The 13885-nt window shown below is 52.8% G+C and carries 15 protein-coding genes; 8 read left to right on the forward strand and 7 right to left on the reverse strand.

What is annotated here, in order from left to right:
- The first annotated feature begins 134 nt into the window (after positions 1-134).
- Positions 135-305, forward strand: coding sequence for a YlcI/YnfO family protein (locus tag ACFK9X_RS09705; protein WP_001111006.1), 171 nt, complete (start codon positions 135-137; stop codon positions 303-305).
- On the opposite strand, the gene ACFK9X_RS09710 is transcribed toward ACFK9X_RS09705, so the two are convergent.
- From ACFK9X_RS09710 to hprR, 4 genes are all read right to left on the reverse strand, one after another.
- On the reverse strand, positions 306-416 hold the full coding sequence (locus ACFK9X_RS09710; RefSeq protein WP_000174813.1) for a hypothetical protein: 111 nt from the start codon (positions 414-416) through the stop codon (positions 306-308).
- 108 nt (positions 417-524) lie between these two features.
- Positions 525-1994 (reverse strand): C69 family dipeptidase, encoded by a 1470-nt coding sequence (locus ACFK9X_RS09715; protein ID WP_151116276.1) that lies wholly within the window; start codon positions 1992-1994, stop codon positions 525-527.
- A gap of 172 nt (positions 1995-2166) precedes the next feature.
- Complete coding sequence (locus ACFK9X_RS09720; RefSeq protein ID WP_151116277.1) at positions 2167-3531, reverse strand: heavy metal sensor histidine kinase; 1365 nt, start codon at positions 3529-3531, stop codon at positions 2167-2169.
- Positions 3524-4204, reverse strand: coding sequence for a response regulator transcription factor HprR (gene hprR / locus ACFK9X_RS09725; RefSeq protein ID WP_000698207.1), 681 nt, complete (start codon positions 4202-4204; stop codon positions 3524-3526). The genes ACFK9X_RS09720 and hprR overlap by 8 nt, the downstream gene beginning before the upstream one ends.
- Before the next feature lie 135 nt (positions 4205-4339).
- Between hprR and hiuH the strand changes: the two genes are divergently transcribed.
- Complete coding sequence (gene hiuH, locus ACFK9X_RS09730; RefSeq protein ID WP_151116279.1) at positions 4340-4750, forward strand: hydroxyisourate hydrolase; 411 nt, start codon at positions 4340-4342, stop codon at positions 4748-4750.
- 332 nt (positions 4751-5082) lie between these two features.
- Here the strand turns inward: hiuH and ACFK9X_RS09735 are convergent, their stop codons facing one another.
- The 3 genes from ACFK9X_RS09735 to hpaR form a co-directional block, all read right to left on the reverse strand.
- A complete protein-coding gene (locus ACFK9X_RS09735) occupies positions 5083-5595 on the reverse strand; it encodes a 4-hydroxyphenylacetate 3-monooxygenase reductase subunit (RefSeq protein WP_151116281.1) in 513 nt (170 codons plus the stop codon).
- A 17-nt stretch (positions 5596-5612) separates the two neighbouring features.
- Complete coding sequence (hpaB, locus tag ACFK9X_RS09740) at positions 5613-7175, reverse strand: 4-hydroxyphenylacetate 3-monooxygenase, oxygenase component (protein ID WP_151116283.1); 1563 nt, start codon at positions 7173-7175, stop codon at positions 5613-5615.
- A 217-nt stretch (positions 7176-7392) separates the two neighbouring features.
- Positions 7393-7833, reverse strand: coding sequence for a homoprotocatechuate degradation operon regulator HpaR (hpaR, locus tag ACFK9X_RS09745; protein WP_000543922.1), 441 nt, complete (start codon positions 7831-7833; stop codon positions 7393-7395).
- A gap of 275 nt (positions 7834-8108) precedes the next feature.
- On the opposite strand from hpaR, the gene hpaG reads away from it, so the two are divergent.
- The 6 genes from hpaG to hpaI all read left to right on the forward strand — a co-directional run bounded on the left by hpaG (position 8109) and on the right by hpaI (position 13853).
- On the forward strand, positions 8109-9398 hold the full coding sequence (gene hpaG, locus ACFK9X_RS09750; RefSeq protein ID WP_000679210.1) for a 4-hydroxyphenylacetate degradation bifunctional isomerase/decarboxylase: 1290 nt from the start codon (positions 8109-8111) through the stop codon (positions 9396-9398).
- A complete protein-coding gene (gene hpaE, locus ACFK9X_RS09755; RefSeq protein WP_151116285.1) occupies positions 9395-10861 on the forward strand; it encodes a 5-carboxymethyl-2-hydroxymuconate semialdehyde dehydrogenase in 1467 nt (488 codons plus the stop codon). Before hpaG ends, hpaE begins: the two co-directional genes overlap by 4 nt.
- 1 nt (position 10862) lies before the next feature.
- Positions 10863-11714 (forward strand): 3,4-dihydroxyphenylacetate 2,3-dioxygenase, encoded by an 852-nt coding sequence (gene hpaD, locus ACFK9X_RS09760; protein ID WP_000516978.1) that lies wholly within the window; start codon positions 10863-10865, stop codon positions 11712-11714.
- A gap of 9 nt (positions 11715-11723) precedes the next feature.
- The gene (locus ACFK9X_RS09765; protein WP_001119857.1) at positions 11724-12104 is read left to right on the forward strand and encodes a 5-carboxymethyl-2-hydroxymuconate Delta-isomerase; all 381 of its coding nucleotides are present in this window, start codon (positions 11724-11726) and stop codon (positions 12102-12104) included.
- 143 nt (positions 12105-12247) lie between these two features.
- The gene (hpaH, locus tag ACFK9X_RS09770) at positions 12248-13051 is read left to right on the forward strand and encodes a 2-oxo-hept-4-ene-1,7-dioate hydratase (protein ID WP_000884795.1); all 804 of its coding nucleotides are present in this window, start codon (positions 12248-12250) and stop codon (positions 13049-13051) included.
- Between the two features lie 10 nt (positions 13052-13061).
- Positions 13062-13853 (forward strand): 4-hydroxy-2-oxoheptanedioate aldolase, encoded by a 792-nt coding sequence (hpaI, locus tag ACFK9X_RS09775; RefSeq protein WP_151116287.1) that lies wholly within the window; start codon positions 13062-13064, stop codon positions 13851-13853.
- Positions 13854-13885: the final 32 nt, after the last annotated feature.

Genomic DNA, 13885 nt, shown 5'->3' on the forward strand with positions numbered 1-13885 from the left:
TCATAAAATCTACAAACTTCACAATTTATGGCACAACTTTTATTGAAAACCCACCTTCTTGACTCAGATCAAATTCACCGATTTACTCCTGCGTAAAGTAATGGCGTTACATCAAATGTTATACAGGTGTGTGTATGCCAGCAAAGCCCCGGACAAGTAAGACCGTGACGAAGAATATTCGTTTTTCCTATTCCATGCTTGAACAGATAGAATTCGCGTTGAAATCTGAAAAGACGCGGAATTTTTCAGCATGGGTAAAAGAGGCCTGTCGGGAAAAGTTATGTAACACGGGACATAAGCTGTAGTTATCGTCTTATGTAAGAGGGGGCGGCCATTTTGAAAAGAACAACGTGCTTATATACCTCCTGGGTTTTTGCCGCTTTTGTCTCTCTGCTGATATTTGCCTGGAGTGTCATAAACTATCCTCTCTATGAATCCATAATAATTATTGTCTTTTATATCTGGCTAATTCTGGTACCGCTTTATCTTATTGTGTATGAGTGGCTAATAGATTGTCATTAAATTTATGGTTGCGTACTTGAAAAGTGATATTTCATATCTGTACGGTAAGTCATTGTCGTAATAATATTATTGGTCAGGCGACGGGCGAGCGTCTGCGCATTTTGCATCGTTTTATCTTCAAAATTTTGCAGTAAGCGTTGCGCTTCTTTCGGATGCGACGCATATAATCTCAGATAGCTCTGCTCCATCTTATACTGCTGCTTAGCTGTTTGCTGTTCAAATGTTTTCCAGGCGTGTTGCACATCTGGCGCAAACGCATTGTAGTCCTGCATAACCAGCGTTTGCAGCGTGCGGAATGTCCAGTAGGTAGAGTCGTTGCTCGCCCGATCGGTTCCTTTATCATCTCCGGGTTGATAATGACGCATCCCCTGATAATAGGGGAGATAGACGCTAAGAGATGGCATTCCATAGGCGATGTATTCTACGTTGCCGATAGCCTGCGGTAATTTCGGTCTGACCTGTAAAATATGTGACTCCTGGGTACGAAAAACGGATATAGGTCGCCATGGTTCTTGTGGATTATGACTGGCATAAGGGTCGTGCGACGTTCCCTGATAGTGATTTTGTAACGCGTTTTTTACTGCCGCCACGCTAATTTTTGTTATTGGCGTTAAAAAAACAGGAAATGTTTCCCCTTCGCTAACGGCCGTATCCAGATGCGGATTAAACTGGTGTTGTAGCGTCCAGACGCGCGGATAATTATAGGTGGTATCGTTTTTGTTATCCTGCGAATAGGCTTGATGGAAGTCGAATTCGCCGCGGGCCGGATCATATAATCCCTGCTTTTTCGCAAAGCTTACTAACGTTGGTGACGCCATATAATTCGCGTTATCATTCGGATCGTAATGGCGTAAACGTCCCTGATTGGCGGAAACGAAATAGCTATCTGCCGGAAGTCGTACTGCCAGCCATTGATGACCGCTTCCCGTCTCCAGATACCATATCTCTTTGCTATCAATAAACGCGACGCCGAAACCTTCGCCCGCGCCTTTTTGTTCAATAATGTCGCCCAGTAATTTGGCGCCCTGACGCGCCGATTGCGCCACTGGCAGGATCACGGACTCAATGGCGTCTTCCGTGATTCCCGTTTTTGTCACGTAAGGATCGGCAGCCAGCGCCGCTCTGCCGTTGTAAATGGTTTCCGTTGCGCTCATTCCGACGCCCGCCGAATTGAAACCGGCTTCACCCATGGCGTTATCGTTAGTATCAAAGTCATGAATCGCCGTATAGCGCATCGCTGTCTCCGGAAGCGGCCAGCTAAAATTGTTCCGATGTGCTTTATACTCGCCTTGTTGATGAAACGCGACGGGATGAATAACCTTATGCTTGGCGTTATTTGCCGAGCCATCCTCGTTGCGTGCGATAATAAAGGAGCCGTCAGCCGAAGCCTGATTGCCTACCAAAAGGGTAGTACAGGCGATGACTTTACCCATACCCAGCAGCGTAACGGCGAATGCAAGATACTTTTTCATAAAGGTTCCCACTGAATAACGCGTTATGGGATGAATTGACCCTGGATTGAAAACCGAGAAAGTGATCGAGCCAGCAATATTCTTTTCCGGCATCCTTTATTTTCTCTTTATTGAGGTTGTATTGATAACCACAGCCCTGTGGCAGGGAAGGGGAACAGAACCTGTCCTGACCTTAGCTATCACCACTATCAGGCAGACGAACCGAAAAGATATTATGTTCATCGGCATAGCGGTAAGATGCCGAGCCACCGTGTAATAGAGCAATCGCGTTAACTAACGATAACCCCAGGCCGAAACCGGCAGTGTGGCGGGCATTATCTCCTCGCCAAAAACGCCGGAAAAGCTTATCCGCATCGGCGGGGTGGCTGCCTGGATTAGCGACCCGAATTTCTGCAACGTTATCATCATAAGCGCTTTCAATACGTATCACGGCGTTTTCATCAGAATAACGGATGGCATTCGTCAGCAGGTTTGAGAGCACTCTTTGTAATAATATTTCGTCAGCCCATACCGTTCCCTGACATTGATTTATAAAACAGATGCGCTTCTCCTCGGCAAGGAGGCTAAGATAATCCAGCATATTTTCAACCAACGCATTGAGCGAAACAGGCTGTTTTTTTACCGCTATATTCTGGTGCTCCGCGCGTGCCAGAAAGAGAATATTTTCTGTCAGTCGCGACAGTCCCTCCAGCTCTTCAATATTATCGACAAGGGCTTGTTGATACTCTTCGGCGCTGCGTTCCTGACTCAGCATCACCTGATTCTTCCCCAGTAAAATATTAACCGGCGTGCGCAGCTCATGCGCCAGATCGTCGGCAAATTGGTTCAGGCGTTCAAAATCGTCGGAAAGCTTCTGGCGCATGGTATTTAGCGCTTGTCCAAGCGGCCTGAGCTCAACGGGTAACGCCTGTTCCGCCAACGGCTGGCGAAGTGTGCCGCTATCTGTCGCCGCGGTGAGTCGGCTGAGCGACGTAATGGCCCGCAGCCCGTTTCTGATGACTAATGGACTGAGCGCCGAACAGACGAGGATCGCGATAAGGCTCATCAGCAAACTGTTGCGGCGATATTGCGCCAGCATTTGCCGCCTTTCCGTCGCCAGCTTGGCAATAGTAAGGGTCAGCGGGTCATCGCCGCTTCTGGCGTTTACTCGTACCGCGGTCAGTTCCGTGCCTTGTACCGCCTGGCGAAATAAGGTTTCGCGGGTGATGTTTTTAGCCAGCGGAATCTCGTTAAAGCGTTGGTCGGGGATGCCGCTATGATTAATCGCAACATTGTGGCCTGTTGCTGAATGGATCAATAAGATGTCCTGCTTCGTATCCACCATCCGATTGAAATAGAGCGGCAGATTTTCCGGCCTGGCGCCATCCAGTAACAGTTGCTGCATTTGCGCCGCCCGATTTATTAGCGTCATATCATCCCGATACGTTAATTCTTTGCTCAGCGCGTTATAGAGCGTCCAGCTAATGCCGGTACAGGCGAGGATAAGGATGGCGATAAAAGAAATTGTCAGGCGCAGCGTCATTGATAACTTAACCATTCTGCGACGTTTCCGCCTGTAATCGATAACCCATCCCCCGGACGGTCATAATGAGCTTCTTTTCAAATGGATCGTCTACTTTGGCGCGCAGCCGACGAATCGCGACATCAACGGTGTTGGTTTCACTATCAAAGTTAATTCCCCAAACCTCGCTGGCGATCGCGGTTCGGGGCACGATTTCTCCTGCCCGGGACGCCAGTAACCAGAGGAGCAGGAATTCTTTGCGGGTCAGGGAAATCGGTTTGCCATTTCGTGACACCGATTGCTTTGTGGCATCCATGTCCAGACCATTGATCGTCAGTCGGGTAAAGACCGGGACATGCTGTCTGAGTTGAGCTCTCACCCGGGCCAGCAGTTCGGCGAAGGAAAAAGGCTTAACAAGGTAATCATTAGCGCCCGCCTCAAGACCTTTGACGCGATCCTCAACCGAGTCGCGCGCCGTCAGGCAAATAACAGGGGACTGATGCGCAGTGCGTAACGCGCGTAAAACCTGCCATCCATCAAGCCCCGGCAGCATAATATCAAGAATAATCAATGAATAATGTTCCTGAAGGGCGAGGTGTAATCCGTCTCGTCCATCACAGGCATAATCAACCACATAGCCTGCCTCCGTGAGTCCCTGACGTACCCACTCAATGGTTTTCTGGTTATCTTCAATCAATAAAATCTTCATCAACGCAGTATGCCATAGGCTTGGTAGCGAATCCGTAAATCTCCAACAAGATGACATAATTGTCATGTCCGTGTAAGGTTAATCCTGGACGCGCCAGATATATTTTCCTGCATCAATACCGTAAAGGAGTGAAGCATGAAACGATATATACTGGCTACCGCGATAGCATCTCTTGTTGCAGCCCCGGCAATGGCGCTGGCCGCTGGCAACAATATTCTCAGCGTACATATTCTCGATCAGCAAACAGGCAAACCAGCGCCCGGCGTGGAGGTGGTACTGGAGCAGAAAAAGGATAACGGATGGACGCAATTAAACACCGGGCATACCGACCAGGATGGACGTATTAAAGCACTGTGGCCCGAAAAAGCTGCCGCGCCGGGGGATTATCGCGTTATTTTTAAAACCGGCCAGTATTTTGAAAGTAAAAAACTGGACACGTTTTTCCCGGAGATTCCCGTCGAGTTTCATATCAGCAAAACGAATGAGTACTATCATGTGCCGCTGTTATTAAGTCAGTATGGTTATTCAACCTATCGCGGGAGCTAATTTAGAGCCTATCCCATTAGGGCTATTTTGCTTGCCATTTTGGTCCTGGGCAGTGCTCGCCAAAACGCGTTAGCGTTTTGAACGCCGCTTGCGGCGGCCCGAAGGGCGAGCGTAGCGAGTCAAACCTCACGTACAACGTGTACGCTCCGGTTTTTGCGCGCTGTCCGTGTCCAAACAGGCAGCGCCAATAACGCCTGGTGGGACAGGCTCTTAGATTTTATTAATCGCCGCGATTTATGGCGAGCAGACATCGCGGCGGGAATAAAAATCTTCAGCGTATCGACTCTCCTCCCACAAGCGGTGGTTATCCCGCTTGTGGGCATGAGTGACGGTTAAACAGGCGCTTCCATCTCAAGTCTGACCGGATGAAAACGGCGTTTGAAATAAATCAGGCCATGCCCATCCTGGCTAAGGATAATATTTTTGATCGCCACCAGATACACCAGATGCGTGCCAATGGTTTGTACCTCGCTGATCTCGCCTTCAAGACCGGCCAGCGCGCCGTTAAGTACCGGCTGGCCCAGCGGCCCGTTTTGCCAACATGGCTGGTGAAAACGCTCCTCCATCGCCATCCCCGTCATACCGGCAAAGTGGCGCGCCATCAGCTCCTGCTCATGGTTAAGTACATTAATGCACAGCCTGCCGTTACCCTGAAAAACGGGGTTCATGGCGCTATTGGCATTAATACATACCATTACGGAGGGCGGCGTATCGGTGACGGAGCAGACCGCTGTTGCGGTGATACCGCAGCGTCCGGCGTGACCCGCAGTGGTTACGATGTTGACCGCTGCCGCCAGACTTGCCATCGCATCGCGAAAACACAGACGTTGTTCATCTACTTGCATGAGAACCTCCTGCCGCGTTATTTCAGCAGCTTATCCAGTTGATTGATGTCGTCGTTATTGTGCAAATGCGAAACCGTCCAGCCATTCTGATCGTATTCGGAGAGGCAGCGATCGACCATTGCCATCATCTTATCCATATTGCCGGAGCTCTGGGCCTGACGCAGGCACTGCAGACGAATTTCATCCTGGCTGCCCGAGTAGTTAATCTCGTACAGCTCATGGCGACCGCCAAACTCGCTGCCGATGGCATCCCACATCAATTTAAGAATTTTGATACGTTCAACATGGTCCATTCCGTTAGAGCCGCGTACGTATTTCGCCAGGTACTGGTCGATTTGCGGATTATTCAAATCGCGGGCGCTGGAAGGCAGGTAAATCAGGCCGCTGGTAACGTTACGTTCAATAATATTTTTAATTTTCGCGTAGGCCATTGGGGCCATCACACGGTAGGTTTGCAGCGCGGCGTGGTCCGGTAGCCAGGCGCCGTTTACCCACGGGGTTGCTTCAGAACACATAGAATCGCTCAATGCCCAGAACATATTGCGCCACGCCACGACTTCTCCGAGATCGGCCTGCACGCCCCGGAACTCTACGGTACCCGTACATTCGAGCGATTTTTTCAGCAGCGCGGTAATGAAATCAAGTTTAACCGCCAGACGAACACAGGCTTGCAGTGGATACATACGGGCAAAGCCGCCTTCCATCGTCCAGCGACGGCAACGATCGAAATCACGGTAAATCAACACGTTTTCCCACGGGATCAACACCTTGTCCATCACCAGAATGGCATCGTTTTCATCAAAGCGGCTGGAGAGTGGATAATCAAACGGCGAGCCCGTCGCGCCCGCGACCATTTCATACGAGGCGCGCGAAATAAGTTTTACGCCTTCGGCATCCATTGGCGCGACAAACATCAGAGCAAAATCCGGGTTTTCGCCCATCACCTGGGCTGAGCCGAAACCAATCATGTTGTAGTGAGTCAGGGCGGAGTTAGTGGCGACGACTTTCGCCCCGCTGACAATAATCCCGGCGTCCGTCTCTTTCTCCAGCTTGATATAGACGTCTTTCACTTCGTCGGCAGGTTTGTGGCGGTCAATGGGCGGGTTGACGATTGCATGGTTAAAGTACAGGCCGGTCTCCTGAATACGGGTGTACCAGTTGCGGGCGTTCTGCTCAAACTGGCCGTAGAAGGCTGGGTTAGCGCCCAGAGCGCAACCAAAGGCGGCTTTGTAATCCGGTGTGCGTCCCATCCAGCCGTAACTCAGGCGTGACCACTCGGCGATAGCATCACGCTGTTGGCGCAGATCGTCTGCGCTTTTCGCCACGCGGAAAAATTTATGCGTATAACCGCCGCTGCCGGTATCAGTATTCCAGCACAGGGTATCTTGCATCGACGGTTTATGTAATGCGTCATACAGTTGTGCGACAGAGGCTGCGGCATTGCGGAATGCCGGATGTGTCGTAACATCTTTAACGCGTTCACCGTAAATATAAATTTCTCGCCCGTCCTGCAGGCTTTTTAAATACTCTTCGCTCGTTAACGGACGCTTGTTATCAGTACGAAAATCTTCAGGTTTCATTGCGGCTTCTTCCTCGTTAATCGGAATGTTTTGTTAATAATATGTTTCTTATTTGTTGTTTAATTGAATAGGCAGAAGCGTAAACTGTGAAGAGACTTTCAGGACAACGGCGGGTACTTTTCAGATGAACGTCGAAGAAGAAGAGTAAAATGCGATCGCCGTCAACGTTGTAAGCGGGAGGGGATTCCCGTGTCGGCGGCGTGGGAAGGAAAGAATACTATGCTTCCGCTTCGCTATCAGGATGCTGGCGTCCCAGAGCAATAAGATCGTCCAGCAGCAGCATCAATTGCTGTGTTTTTTCGGGCGTGAAATCGGCCTCAATTTTTCGATAAGCCTCTTCTACCTGGCTCCGGGCACGGGCGTACAACGTTTGTCCCTGCTCCGTCAACATGACATATAACTTACGCTGATCGTTAACCGGCTTGAGTCGCAACACCAGTCCGTCTCGCTCCATACGCGTCAATATTCCGGTCAGACTTGGACGCAAAATGCAGGTACGAAAGGCCAGCTCGTGAAAATCCATAGAGGGGCTATCGGCCAGGATTCGCACAATGCGCCATTGCTGGTCGGTCAGATTGTGGCTTTTAACGATGGGGCGGAAATAGGTCATTGCCGCTTCGCGCGCCTGAAGCAATGCAATGGTTAATGAATCATGCATAAGCGTTTCTCTTTTGCAGAATTATTAATACCTGAATAATTCGTGTTTACCGATGTGAGCTATGACATCTGTTTTATGTCCAAAGTTTAACAGAAACAAGGGGTTTTATTTAACTCTTTGATATGTATGTATTTAATAATAAATTTGTGAAAATATTGTTAATCACATCACAAATACTTTACTTCAGCTTGCTAAATGTACAGCGAAAGCATAAATCTAATCATTAATATATTAATGAAATCACAGCCCGTTAAATCGGCCTGAGGAGTTTATGTATGAAGGGTACTGTTTTCGCCGTTGCGTTAAACCATCGCAGCCAGCTTGATGCCTGGCAAGAGGCTTTCTCTCAGCCTCCCTATAATGCGCCGCCTAAAACCGCAGTGTGGTTCATCAAGCCGCGTAATACGGTGATTCGTCACGGCGAACCCATTCCTTATCCGCAGGGAGAAAAGGTACTGAGCGGCGCGACAGTGGCGCTCATTGTGGGGAAAACCGCCAGCCGGATACGCCCTGAAGCGGCGGCGGACTATATCGCCGGGTATGCGCTGGCTAACGAGGTCAGCCTGCCGGAAGAGAGCTTTTATCGCCCGGCGATTAAAGCGAAATGTCGCGATGGCTTTTGCCCGCTGGGTGAAATGGCACCGCTGAGTGATGTGGATAACCTCACCATTATCACTGAAATCAACGGACGAGAAGCGGACCACTGGAATACTGCCGATTTACAGCGTAGCGCCGCACAACTGCTTAGCGCGTTAAGTGAGTTCGCTACGCTTAACCCTGGCGATGCGATCTTACTCGGTACGCCGCAGAATCGCGTTGCGCTGCGTCCCGGCGATCGGGTGCGTATTCTGGCGAAAGGTTTACCCGCGCTGGAAAATCCGGTTGTCGCAGAAGATGAATTCGCCCGCCACCAGACGTTTACGTGGCCGCTGTCAGCGACGGGAACGTTATTTGCGCTGGGGTTGAACTACGCCGATCACGCCAGCGAGCTGGCATTTACGCCGCCGAAAGAGCCGCTGGTATTTATCAAAGCGCCAAACACCTTTACCGAACATCACCAAACGTCGGTGCGCCCGAACAACGTCGAATATATGCACTATGAAGCCGAACTGGTCGTGGTGATTGGCAAAACGGCGCGTAAGGTGAGCGAAGCCGAAGCCATGGAGTATGTGGCCGGTTACACCGTCTGTAACGACTACGCGATCCGCGACTATCTGGAAAACTACTACCGTCCGAATCTGCGGGTAAAAAGCCGCGACGGCCTGACGCCGATAGGCCCGTGGATTGTGGATAAAGAGGCGGTTTCTGATCCGCACAACCTGACGTTACGCACCTTTGTCAACGGTGAGCTGCGCCAGGAAGGGACGACCGCCGATCTGATCTTCAGCATCCCGTTCCTGATTTCTTATCTGAGCGAATTTATGACGTTGCAACCGGGCGACATGATTGCCACCGGTACGCCGAAAGGACTGTCCGATGTGGTGCCGGGGGATGAAGTTGTCGTGGAAGTAGAAGGCGTGGGTCGCCTGGTTAACCGAATCGTCAGTGAGGAGAGTGCAAAATGAAGAAAATAAATCATTGGATTAACGGCAAAAACGTTGCAGGTAACGACTACTTCCAGACCACTAACCCGGCGACCGGTGACGTGCTGGCGGAAGTGGCCTCCGGCGGTGAAGCAGAAGTGAACCAGGCTGTCGCGGCGGCCAAAGAGGCGTTCCCGAAGTGGGCCAACCTGCCGATGAAAGAGCGCGCGCGCCTGATGCGTCGTCTGGGCGACCTGATTGACCAGCATGTGCCGGAAATCGCGGCGATGGAAACCGCTGACACCGGCCTGCCTATTCACCAGACTAAAAACGTGCTGATCCCGCGCGCCTCGCATAACTTCGAATTCTTCGCCGAAGTGTGCCAGCAGATGAACGGCAAGACCTATCCTGTTGACGATAAAATGCTCAATTATACACTGGTGCAGCCCGTCGGCGTCTGCGCGCTGGTGTCGCCGTGGAACGTGCCGTTTATGACCGCGACCTGGAAAGTCGCGCCGTGCCTGGCGCTGGGCAACACCGCGGTGCTCAAAATGTCCGAGCTGTCGCCGCTGACTGCCGACAGGCTGGGCGAGCTGGCGCTGGAGGCAGTAATTCCGGCAGGCGTGCTGAACGTGGTGCAGGGCTATGGCGCGACGGCGGGCGATGCGCTGGTACGCCACCATGACGTGCGTGCGGTGTCGTTTACCGGCGGTACCGCCACCGGTCGCAATATCATGAAAAATGCCGGGCTGAAAAAATACTCGATGGAGCTGGGCGGCAAATCGCCGGTGCTGATTTTTGAAGACGCCGACATTGAGCGCGCGCTGGACGCCGCGCTGTTCACCATCTTCTCGATCAACGGCGAACGCTGCACCGCCGGGTCGCGCATCTTTATCCAGCAGAGCATTTACCCTGAGTTCGTGAAGCGCTTTGCCGAACGCGCGAATCGCCTGCGTGTCGGCGATCCGACCGACCCGAACACCCAGGTCGGCGCGCTGATTAGCCAACAGCACTGGGAAAAAGTCTCCGGTTATATTCGCCTCGGCATTGAAGAGGGCGCAACGCTGCTGGCGGGCGGTGCGGAAAAACCCACTGACCTGCCTGCGCATCTGAAAGGCGGTAACTTCCTGCGCCCAACCGTGCTGGCCGATGTCGACAACCGTATGCGCGTCGCGCAGGAAGAGATCTTTGGGCCAGTCGCCTGTCTGCTGCCATTCAAAGACGAAGCGGAAGGGTTACGTTTGGCGAACGACGTGGAATACGGTCTGGCCTCTTATATCTGGACCCAGGACGTGAGCAAAGTGTTGCGCCTGGCGCGTGGGATTGAAGCCGGCATGGTCTTCGTCAACACCCAGAACGTCCGCGACCTGCGTCAGCCGTTCGGTGGCGTGAAAGCCTCCGGTACCGGGCGCGAAGGCGGCGAATATAGCTTCGAAGTGTTTGCGGAAATGAAAAACGTCTGCATCTCAATGGGCGACCATCCTATCCCAAAATGGGGAGTTTGATATGGGCAAGTTAGCGTTAGCAGCAAAAATTACCCACGTGCCGTCGATGTATCTTTCTGAACTGCCAGGAAAAAATCACGGTTGTCGTCAGGCAGCCATTGATGGGCATATTGAAATTGGCAAGCGTTGCCGCGAAATGGGCGTTGACACCATTATCGTATTCGACACCCACTGGCTGGTGAATAGCGCTTACCACATTAATTGTGCCGACCATTTCCAGGGCGTCTATACCAGCAACGAATTGCCGCACTTTATTCGCGACATGACCTATGACTATGACGGTAATCCGGAACTCGGCCATCTGATCGCCGACGAGGCGGTCAAACTGGGCGTGCGCGCTAAAGCGCATAACATCCCGAGCCTGAAGCTGGAGTATGGCACGCTGGTGCCGATGCGCTACATGAACAGCGACAAGCACTTCAAAGTGGTCTCCATCTCGGCGTTCTGCACTGTGCATGATTTTGCCGACAGTCGCAGACTGGGCGAAGCCATTCTCAAGGCGATTGAGAAATATGACGGTACCGTAGCGGTATTCGCCAGTGGTTCTCTGTCGCACCGTTTTATTGACGACCAACGGGCGGAAGAGGGGATGAACAGCTACACCCGCGAGTTCGATCATCAAATGGACGAGCGCGTGGTCAAGCTGTGGCGCGAAGGCAAATTCAAGGAGTTTTGCACCATGTTGCCGGAGTACGCCGACTACTGCTACGGCGAAGGCAACATGCACGACACGGTCATGCTGCTGGGAATGCTGGGTTGGGACAAATACGACGGCAAGGTGGAGTTCATCACCGACCTGTTCGCCAGCTCCGGTACCGGCCAGGTAAACGCTGTTTTCCCGCTGCCTGCGTAAGGGGTGTTTATGCCGCACTTTATTGCTGAATGTACTGAAAATATTCGCGAGCAGGCTGATTTACCCAGCTTGTTCAGCAAGGTAAACGAGGCGCTGGCCGCCAGCGGGATTTTCCCCATCGGCGGTATCCGCAGTCGCGCCCACTGGCTGGATACCTGGCAGATGGCTGACGGTAAGCATGATTACGCGTTTGTGCATATGACGCTGAAAATCGGCGCCGGGCGCAGCCTGGAGAGCCGTCAGGAAGTCGGCGAAATGCTGTTTGGGCTGATTAAAGCCCACTTCGCCGACCTGATGGAGAACCGCTATCTGGCGCTGTCGTTTGAGATTGCCGAGTTACATCCAACGCTCAATTACAAACAAAACAACGTACACGCGTTATTTAAATAGCACACTCTTTCGCCCGGTGGCGCTGCGCTTACCGGGCCTACAAAAAAACGATGCACGAAGCAATACCGAACCGTAGGCCGGGTAAGACGCACCCGCGTCGCCACCCGGCGCAGCAGCACCGAATGACGTAACAGGAAGCAACTATGCTCGATAAACAGACCCATACCCTGATCGCTCAGCGACTTAATCAGGCTGAAAAACAGCGTGAACAGATTCGCGCAGTGTCGCTGGATTATCCCAACATCACTATTGAAGATGCATATGCCGTACAGCGTGAATGGGTCAATATCAAGATCGCCGAAGGGCGCACGCTCAAAGGCCACAAAATCGGCCTGACCTCAAAAGCGATGCAGGCCAGCTCGCAAATCAGCGAACCGGATTACGGCGCGCTGCTTGACGATATGTTCTTCCATGACGGCGGCGATATCCCCACCGACCGTTTTATCGTCCCGCGTATTGAAGTGGAGCTGGCGTTTGTGCTGGCGAAACCGCTGCGCGGCCCTCACTGCACGCTGTTCGACGTCTACAACGCCACGGATTATGTGATTCCGGCGCTGGAACTGATTGACGCCCGCAGCCACAACATCGACCCGGAAACCCAGCGCCCGCGCAAAGTGTTCGACACCATTTCCGACAACGCCGCCAACGCCGGGGTGATCCTCGGTGGTCGTCCCATCAAACCAGACGAGCTGGATCTGCGCTGGATTTCCGCGCTGCTCTATCGCAACGGCGTGATCGAAGAAACCGGCGTCGCCGCAGGCGTGCTGAATCATCCGGCCAACGGCGTGGCGTGGCTGGCGAACAAGCTTGCCCCCTACGATGTCCAGCTTGAAGCCGGGCAGATCATCCTCGGCGGCTCGTTCACCCGCCCGGTGCCGGCGCGCAAGGGCGACACCTTCCATGTCGATTACGGCAACATGGGCGCGATCAGTTGCCGGTTTGTGTAAGGAAAAAACGATGAAAAATGCTTTCAAAGACGCGTTAAAAGCGGGGCGTCCGCAAATCGGTTTGTGGCTGGGGCTTGCCAACAGTTACAGCGCTGAACTGTTAGCGGGCGCCGGCTTCGACTGGCTACTGATCGACGGTGAACACGCGCCAAACAACGTGCAGACGGTGTTGACCCAGTTGCAGGCGATTGCGCCTTATCCCAGCCAGCCGGTGGTGCGTCCGTCATGGAACGATCCGGTACAGATTAAGCAACTGCTCGACGTCGGCGCGCAAACGCTGCTGATACCGATGGTGCAGAATGCCGATGAAGCGCGAAACGCCGTGGCGGCTACGCGTTATCCGCCTGCTGGTATTCGCGGCGTGGGCAGCGCGTTGGCGCGGGCATCGCGCTGGAACCGCATTCCGGACTATCTCCACCAGGCCAACGACGCCATGTGCGTACTGGTGCAGATTGAAACGCGTGAGGCGATGAGCAATCTGGCGTCAATTCTCGAGGTGGATGGCATTGACGGCGTGTTTATCGGCCCGGCGGACCTCAGCGCCGATATGGGCTTTGCCGGCAATCCGCAGCACCCGGAAGTGCAGGCGGCGATTGAGAACGCCATCGTGCAGATACGCGCGGCGGGGAAAGCGCCGGGGATTCTGATGACCAATGAAGCACTGGCGAAACGTTATCTGGAACTGGGGGCGCTATTTGTCGCCGTCGGCGTTGACACCACGCTGCTGGCGCGCGGAGCGGAGGCGCTGGCGGCGCGCTTTGGCGCAGAAAAAAAACTGTCCGGTGCGTCCGGCGTCTATTAAGCCTGGCCCGGTAAGCGTAGCGCTACCGGGCA

Source organism: Salmonella sp. WC3, assembly GCF_042932255.1.
GTDB lineage: Bacteria > Pseudomonadota > Gammaproteobacteria > Enterobacterales > Enterobacteriaceae > Salmonella > Salmonella enterica.

Excerpts from the sequence above, each read along its gene's own strand:
- hpaH (WP_000884795.1), top strand. The coding sequence starts at position 12,248 with ATGCTCGATAAACAGACCCATACCCTGATCGCTCAGCGACTTAATCAG.
- hpaI (WP_151116287.1), top strand. The coding sequence starts at position 13,062 with ATGAAAAATGCTTTCAAAGACGCGTTAAAAGCGGGGCGTCCGCAAATC.
- hpaB (WP_151116283.1), bottom strand. The coding sequence starts at position 7,175 with ATGAAACCTGAAGATTTTCGTACTGATAACAAGCGTCCGTTAACGAGC.
- ACFK9X_RS09765 (WP_001119857.1), top strand. The coding sequence starts at position 11,724 with ATGCCGCACTTTATTGCTGAATGTACTGAAAATATTCGCGAGCAGGCT.
- ACFK9X_RS09715 (WP_151116276.1), bottom strand. The coding sequence starts at position 1,994 with ATGAAAAAGTATCTTGCATTCGCCGTTACGCTGCTGGGTATGGGTAAA.
- hpaG (WP_000679210.1), top strand. The coding sequence starts at position 8,109 with ATGAAGGGTACTGTTTTCGCCGTTGCGTTAAACCATCGCAGCCAGCTT.
- ACFK9X_RS09735 (WP_151116281.1), bottom strand. The coding sequence starts at position 5,595 with ATGCAAGTAGATGAACAACGTCTGTGTTTTCGCGATGCGATGGCAAGT.
- ACFK9X_RS09710 (WP_000174813.1), bottom strand. The coding sequence starts at position 416 with ATGACACTCCAGGCAAATATCAGCAGAGAGACAAAAGCGGCAAAAACC.
- hprR (WP_000698207.1), bottom strand. The coding sequence starts at position 4,204 with ATGAAGATTTTATTGATTGAAGATAACCAGAAAACCATTGAGTGGGTA.
- hiuH (WP_151116279.1), top strand. The coding sequence starts at position 4,340 with ATGAAACGATATATACTGGCTACCGCGATAGCATCTCTTGTTGCAGCC.
- hpaR (WP_000543922.1), bottom strand. The coding sequence starts at position 7,833 with ATGCATGATTCATTAACCATTGCATTGCTTCAGGCGCGCGAAGCGGCA.
- ACFK9X_RS09705 (WP_001111006.1), top strand. The coding sequence starts at position 135 with ATGCCAGCAAAGCCCCGGACAAGTAAGACCGTGACGAAGAATATTCGT.
- hpaD (WP_000516978.1), top strand. The coding sequence starts at position 10,863 with ATGGGCAAGTTAGCGTTAGCAGCAAAAATTACCCACGTGCCGTCGATG.
- hpaE (WP_151116285.1), top strand. The coding sequence starts at position 9,395 with ATGAAGAAAATAAATCATTGGATTAACGGCAAAAACGTTGCAGGTAAC.
- ACFK9X_RS09720 (WP_151116277.1), bottom strand. The coding sequence starts at position 3,531 with ATGGTTAAGTTATCAATGACGCTGCGCCTGACAATTTCTTTTATCGCC.